This is a genomic window from Jiangella anatolica (assembly GCF_003236295.1).
Classification (GTDB): domain Bacteria; phylum Actinomycetota; class Actinomycetes; order Jiangellales; family Jiangellaceae; genus Jiangella; species Jiangella anatolica.
Genome location: NZ_POTW01000160.1, coordinates 1 through 6,433 on the forward strand (window position 1 = coordinate 1; position 6,433 = coordinate 6,433).

General features: G+C 72.6%; 6 protein-coding genes and 1 pseudogene. 4 read left to right on the forward strand and 3 right to left on the reverse strand.

Translation table 11 applies throughout. The features are described 5' to 3' along the window. On the reverse strand, positions 1-1,151 hold a 1,151-nt coding region (locus C1I92_RS32265; protein ID WP_158564397.1), incomplete at its 3' end, for a hypothetical protein. A gap of 95 nt (positions 1,152-1,246) precedes the next feature. Here C1I92_RS32265 and C1I92_RS32270 point away from each other — a divergent pair. Continuing rightward, entirely contained in the window at positions 1,247-2,380 is a 1,134-nt protein-coding gene (locus C1I92_RS32270; RefSeq protein WP_158564399.1) for a winged helix DNA-binding domain-containing protein, read from the forward strand. Positions 2,381-2,384: 4 nt separating this feature from the next. Here C1I92_RS32270 and C1I92_RS32275 read toward each other — a convergent pair whose 3' ends face one another. Continuing rightward, complete coding sequence (locus tag C1I92_RS32275) at positions 2,385-2,780, reverse strand: PPOX class F420-dependent oxidoreductase (RefSeq protein WP_111258727.1); 396 nt, start codon at positions 2,778-2,780, stop codon at positions 2,385-2,387. 86 nt (positions 2,781-2,866) lie between these two features. Continuing rightward, positions 2,867-4,660 carry an ATP-binding protein gene (locus tag C1I92_RS32280; protein WP_111258731.1) on the reverse strand — a complete coding sequence of 598 codons (1,794 nt, stop codon included), beginning with the start codon at positions 4,658-4,660 and terminating at the stop codon, positions 2,867-2,869. 133 nt (positions 4,661-4,793) lie between these two features. Here C1I92_RS32280 and C1I92_RS32285 point away from each other — a divergent pair, with 133 nt between their 5' ends. The 3 genes and pseudogenes from C1I92_RS32285 to C1I92_RS32295 form a co-directional block, all read left to right on the forward strand. Then, positions 4,794-5,336 (forward strand): SigE family RNA polymerase sigma factor, encoded by a 543-nt coding sequence (locus tag C1I92_RS32285; protein WP_111258728.1) that lies wholly within the window; start codon positions 4,794-4,796, stop codon positions 5,334-5,336. Beyond that, positions 5,333-6,055 (forward strand): hypothetical protein, encoded by a 723-nt coding sequence (locus tag C1I92_RS32290; protein WP_111258729.1) that lies wholly within the window; start codon positions 5,333-5,335, stop codon positions 6,053-6,055. The genes C1I92_RS32285 and C1I92_RS32290 overlap by 4 nt, the downstream gene beginning before the upstream one ends. A 4-nt stretch (positions 6,056-6,059) precedes the next feature. After that, positions 6,060-6,305 (forward strand): annotated as a pseudogene (locus C1I92_RS32295) (sigma factor); the annotation flags it as partial. Between the last annotated feature and the right edge of the window lie 128 nt (positions 6,306-6,433).

Genomic DNA, 6,433 nt, shown 5'->3' on the forward strand with positions numbered 1-6,433 from the left:
CCCCAGTCGTCTCCACCACCACCGCTGTCGCCACCCCAACCGCCGCCATCGCCTCCGCCGCCGTCGACGTAGATCGGGCTGGACATGGCCGAACCGAGCATGGTGCCGATCAGCATGCCGGGCAACAGGCCGCCGAAGTAGCCGCCGGCCCAGCCGCCGTACGCCGGACCCGCGTCGTAGTAGGGGCGGCGCTCGCCGTCGCCGACCGGGACCATGCGGGTCTCCGGATCGGCGCCGGCCTTGACCCGCATCGCGTCGGCGGCGCAGGCCGGAACCGTGCGCGGCGCGCCGCCGATCGGCGACCACTCCACGTCCTCGACCGACGGACCGTGGCCCGGGTCGAAGAAGCAGGGCAGCCGTCGTTCCGGGATCGGCTCGCCCTTCACCCGCGCGTCCACGCAGGCCAGCAGCCAGCGGCCTTCTTCGAGGGCCGTGGTGACCGGCTTGAGGTCGGTCGGCCGCTCGGCGCGGTCGGCGAAGGTCTTGGCGTTCTCGTAGAGGTCGAGGGCGCGGCCGTACTCGTTGCGCGCCTCGAGCGGGATCTTCGAATCGTGGCGCAGGTCGAGGTCGAGCTCGGAGAGCCGCTCGCCGTACTTGGTGATGTCCTCGTCGAGGGCGCCGCGGACCTGTTCGAGCTGGGCACGTTCCTTGCTGCGCTTGTTGCGGCGATAGAGGAGGAACCCTCCGCCGCCCGCGGCCGCCAGGATCGCGAGGGGTAGCAACCCGCCGCCTCCGCCGCCGGAGGATCCAGAGTCGTTGCCGGTGCCCGATCCCTGGCCCGAAGTGAGGTCGTTGACCTGGCTCACCAGTCCGTCGACGAAGCTGGGCACGTCCGAGGCGTTGTCCGCGACGCCGATCGCCACGTCGTTCGCGTTGCGGATCACGTCGGACGCCGCGTTGACCCGCCCGTCGGGCGCCCGTAGCACGACGTAGGTGCCGCTCTGGCCGACCGCCGAGCCGAGGTCGGCGCCGGTGATGTCGGAGTCGCTTGGCAGCACGGCGACGCGGATGGGCGTGCTGGAGTCGCGCAACTGTTCACGGACCGCGGACTGTGCGCTGCTCTCGAACTCCAGCTCCGCCGCTGCGGCCGTGTCGACGTAGAGGGGGTCGGACCGGAGGGCGGCGGCGACGTCGTCCAAGTTGCTCGACATACACCCATCATCCACGGTCTTGCGTGTCGTGCCACGAGCAGGTCCGGCCGAGTCGACCTCGTGACCTTGTCGGAGCCGGATGGTTCGATGGACCCGTGGAGAAGGTCACCTGGAACCAGGTGCTCGCTCGCCGGTTGCGGCGCCTGCACGTCACCGACCCGTCGCCCGATCTCGTCGGCACGGCGGGCCGGCTGGTCGGGCTGCACGCGCAGGTCGCCTCGTCCGCCGAGCTGATCGCCGGCGTCCGCACCCCGTCCTACCGGCTCGGCGACACCGCGACGGCGCTGTGGACGGACCGCACGCTGGTCAAGACCTGGGGCATGCGCGGGACGCTGCACCTGTTCCCGTCGCGCGAGCTGCCGCTGCTGGTCGCGGCGTGGGCGCAGCGGCAGTGGCCCAACGTGAACGCGGCCTGGGAGCGCTACCACGGCGTCAACCTCGCCGTGCTGCGCCAGGTCACCGAGATCATCGGCGAGGTGCTGCCGGGCAAGGTGCTCACCCGGGAGGAGCTCCTCACCGAGATCGCCCGCGAGGTCCGCGCGCCCGGCATCGTCGACGCGGTGCGGTCGGGCTGGGGGCAGATGTTCAAGCCCGCGGCGGCCGGCGGCCTGCTCTGCTCCGGGCCCGAGCGCGACCGCAACGTCACCTTCACCAGCCCGCGCACCTGGCTCCCCGACGTGTCGTGGGACGACCGGCCCGACGAGCACACGGCGCTGAGCATGCTCATCGAGCGGTTCCTCGACATCTACGGCCCGGCCACTCACATCGACTTCAGCCGCTGGTGGGGCATCGACGCGGCGAAGGCGCGGCGGGTCTTCAAGGAGCACGCCGAGGTCATGGTCGAGGCCGAGGTCGACGGCGTCGCGTGCTGGTCCACGCCGGCGGTGCTGGCCGAGCTGACCGACGGGGGGAACGGCGACGACGTGACGGGCGTGCACCTGCTGCCGGGCTTCGATCCGTACGTCATCGCGCCCATCGGGCACCGCGTCCACACGGTGCCCGACGGCTTCATCGACCGCGTCTCGCGCGCCGCCGGCTGGATCTCGCCGGTCCTGCTCGTCGACGGCGTCATCCGCGGCGTGTGGAGCCACGAGCTGAAGAACGGCGCGCTGACGTTGACCGTCGAGCCGTTCGCCAAGGTCGGCGCCGCCACGAAGAAGGCGGCCGCCGCCGCGGCCCGGCGCTACGGGGAGCTGTTCGACGCCGAGCCGCGGCTCACGTGGGGGTGATGCGTCAGGCGCCCTCTTCGCGCACGTGGTCCACGGCGACCCGGACCGTCACCCGCTGCTCGCTCGCCTTGCGGTACGGGTAGCTGTCCGCGTCGAGGTACTTCTTCGCCAGCCGGTCGATCACCGCGTCGCCGTCCTCGGTGCTGAGCGTGGCGCGGCCGGTGACGCTGGCCCATCGCCACGCGTTGTCCGGGTCGAGCACGCTCACCGAGACGACGTCGTTCTCGCGCAGCCGGCGCTCCTTCACCCGGCCGGCGGCGGTGTTGAAGATCACGCCGTCGCCGTCGACGTCCACCCAGACGATCGAGTTGTGCGGACGGCCGTCGGCGTCGATGACCGTGGCCCAGGCCGGGATCGGGCGGGAGAACAGGTCACGGGCGGTGTCGGACAGAGCGGGCATACAGGTGCATCCCTTCACATTTGGTTGACGCGTCAAGTGTTGCCACCCATCGACAACGCCGGACGCACCCGCTGCGCTTCCCGGAATCAGCCCTCGATCGTGCAGATGACCGCGCCGTTGGCGATCGTCGCGCCGACCTCGGCGGACAGCCCGGTCACGGTGCCCGCCTTGTGCGCGGTGATCGGCTGCTCCATCTTCATCGCCTCCATGACGACGATGACGTCGCCCTCCGCGACAGCCTGCCCGTCCTCGGCGACGACCTTGATGATCGTGCCCTGCATCGGCGACGTGAGCGCGCCGCCGCCTGCAGCCGCCGCGCCGGTCCGGCCAGCCGCCCGCCGCGCCGGACGCCGCGACGCCGTCGCGCCACCGGCCGTCGCCCCGCCCGCTGCGCCAGCGCTCGCGCCCAGCCCGGCCGGCAGCACGACCTCCAGCCGCTTCCCGCCGACCTCGACGGTGACCCGCTCGCGCGCCGCGCCATCGTCCCCGTCCGGCCCGGGCCTGCCGGCGCCCTCGAACGGCGCGATCCGGTTGTCCCACTCGGTCTCGATCCAGCGGGTGTGCACGGCGAACGCGTCGCCGTCGGCGGCGGGGACGAACGCGGCGTCGTCGAGGACGGCCCGGTGGAACGGGATGACCGTCGCGAGCCCACTGACCTCGAACTCGGCCAGCGCCCGCCGGGCCCGCTCGACCGCCTGCCGCCTCGACGCGCCGGTGACGATCAGCTTGGCCAGCAGCGAGTCGAAGTTCTGCCCGACGACGCTGCCCGCCTCGACACCGGCGTCGACCCGCACGCCAGGTCCCGACGGCGGCCGGAACGTCGTCACCGTCCCGGGCGTGGGCAGGAAGTTGCGGCCGGGGTCCTCGCCGTTGATGCGGAACTCGATCGAGTGCCCGCGCACGACCGGGTCGTCGAAGCCCAGCTCCTCGCCCTCGGCGACGCGGAACATCTCGCGGACGAGGTCGAGGCCGGTGACCTCCTCGGTGACGGGGTGCTCGACCTGCAGGCGGGTGTTGACCTCGAGGAACGAGATCGTGCCGTCGGTGCCGACGAGGAACTCGCAGGTGCCGGCGCCGACGTAGCCGGCCTCGCGCAGGATCGCCTTGGACGCGCGGTACAGCTCGGCGTTCTGCTCGTCGGTGAGGAAGGGCGCGGGGGCCTCTTCCACCAGCTTCTGGTGCCGCCGCTGCAGCGAGCAGTCGCGCGTCGACACGACGACGACGTTGCCGTGCCGGTCGGCGAGGCACTGCGTCTCGACGTGGCGGGGCCGGTCGAGGTACCGCTCGACGAAGCACTCGCCGCGGCCGAACGCCGCGACCGCCTCGCGCACCGCGGACTCGTACAGCTCCGGGATCTCCTCCAGCGTGCGGGCCACCTTGAGGCCGCGGCCGCCGCCGCCGAAGGCCGCCTTGATCGCGACCGGCAGTCCGTGCTCGCGGGCGAACTCGATCACCTCGTCGGCGCCGGTGACGGGGTCGGGGGTGCCGGCGACCAGCGGCGCGCCGGCCCGCGCGGCCAGATGCCGGGCGCTGACCTTGTCGCCCAGCGCGGTGATCGCGGCCGGCGGCGGGCCGATCCACAGCAGCCCGGCGTCGAGGACGGCCTGCGCGAAGTCGGCGTTCTCGGCCAGGAACCCGTAGCCCGGGTGGACGGCGTCGGCGCCGGCTCGCGCGGCGACGTCCAGCAGCTTCGCGGTGACCAGATAGGTCTCGGCGGCGGTCTCGCCGCCCAGCGCGTACGCCTCGTCGGCCAGCCGGGCGTGCGGCGCGTCGCGGTCGCCGTCGGCGTACACGGCGACGCTGCCCAGGCCCGCGTCGCGGCAGGCGCGGATGACCCGCACCGCGATCTCGCCCCGGTTGGCGACCAGAACCTTGCTGATCCGGCGGTACTCCACGCTGACTCCTCCCAGACTGCTCGCGAGTCTAGGGGACCGCCCGACGCGCCCGGGCAACCTCCGCGCCCCGTCAGGCGTGAACACTACGACGGAGCACAGCACAGGTGAGGCGGCTCAGATGCTCATACAGTCCTCTGGCGAGGCGGTGTTCGCGGAGCGTGCCGAGACGGGCGGTGCGACGGTGGAGTTCGAGGCGTTCGTCCGGGCCAGCCTGCCCGGGCTGCTGCGGTACGGCCATCTGCTCACGGGCTCGCCGCACGACGCGGCCGACCTCGTGCAGACGGCCCTGGAGAAGGCCGGCGGGCGCTGGTCGCGGATCGTCCGGCAGGACGCCGACCCGCTCGCCTACGTCCGGCGCTCGATGGCCAACGCCCACGTCAGCCGCTGGCGACGACGGCGGCGTGAGGTGCTGCTCGACGAGCTGCCCGACCATGCCGTGTCTCACCCGGACCGGCTGGACGGTGAGCCGGTGTGGCAGGCGCTGGCCCAGCTGCCGCCACGGCAGCGCGCGGTGCTGGTGCTGCGCTACTACGAGGAACTGTCCGAGGCGGAGATCGCCGACGTGCTCGGCATCTCCGCCGGCACGGTGAAGAGCCAGGCCAGCAAGGCCCTGGCCAAGTTGCGGACGGCCATGTCCGCGGTGGAGGGAAGAGACCGATGAACGACGTCGACAACGAACTGCGCCGCATCCTGCACGACGACCGGCTGGCGCTGACACCGTCCGCCGGCGCGGTCGAGACGATCGTCCGGGGCGCCCGGCGCCGGCGCACCAGCCGCGCCGCCGCGACCGCTGTCGGCTCCGCCGGCCTGGCCGCCGTGGTGACCGTCGGCGCCTTCGCCGTGACCGGCCAGTTCGGCGGCGACACGGACGGGCTGCAGCCGGCGGCCCCCGCGCCGGACGCCGAGCCGGTCGTCGTCTACCCCAACGAGGGCATCGACGGGTTCACCGTCGGCACGAAGCTGACCGAGCTGGAGGGCATCGAGGGCGTGGAGATCACGGCGTTCACGGCCGCGGACGGGTACGGCCCGCTCTGCTACGGCGAGTACCGCAGCGAGAACGCGCACGGGTTCATCTCCACCCGTGGCACCTTCGGCGAGGTCCCGGCCGACCTCACCCCGCACTACGAGGTCGCGACGATGCACTTCGACGTCCCGGTCGCGACGCCGGAGGGCATCACCGCCGGGTCCAGCGACGCCGACGTGCTGGCCGCCTACACCGCCGCGTTCGCAGTCGAGGACGGCATCCGCGCCGAGCTCGACGACGGCGGGCGCATCATCGTCCGGGCGTGGGAGTTCCCGCTGGACAAGGACGAGGTCAGCGAGGTCGTGCTGGACGGCGCCGCGAACTGCGAGCAGGTGCCGATCCTGGATCGGCCCTAGTCCGATGGAGTTCGAGGCGTTCGTCCGGGCCGGCCTGCCGGGGCTGCTGCGCTACGGCCACGCGCTGACCGGTTCGCCACACGACGGCGCCGACCTGGTGCAGAGCGTGCTGGAACGGGTCGGGTCGCACTGGGCCCGGCTGCAGCGCCAGGACGTCGACCCGACGGCCTACGTCCGGCGGGCGATGGCCAACGCGCACGTGAGCCGCTGGCGGCGGCATCGTCGTGAGCTGCTGGTCGACGAGCCGCCGGTGTGCTGTCTACGTAGTTGTGGGACGCGGTGTCTACGTAGTTGTGGGACACGATCGTAGTCACGTCTGGTGCTGGCTAGGCGGCTTTGATGGGCTGGTAGGTCTTGGTGAAGTCGATGTGTAGGTGG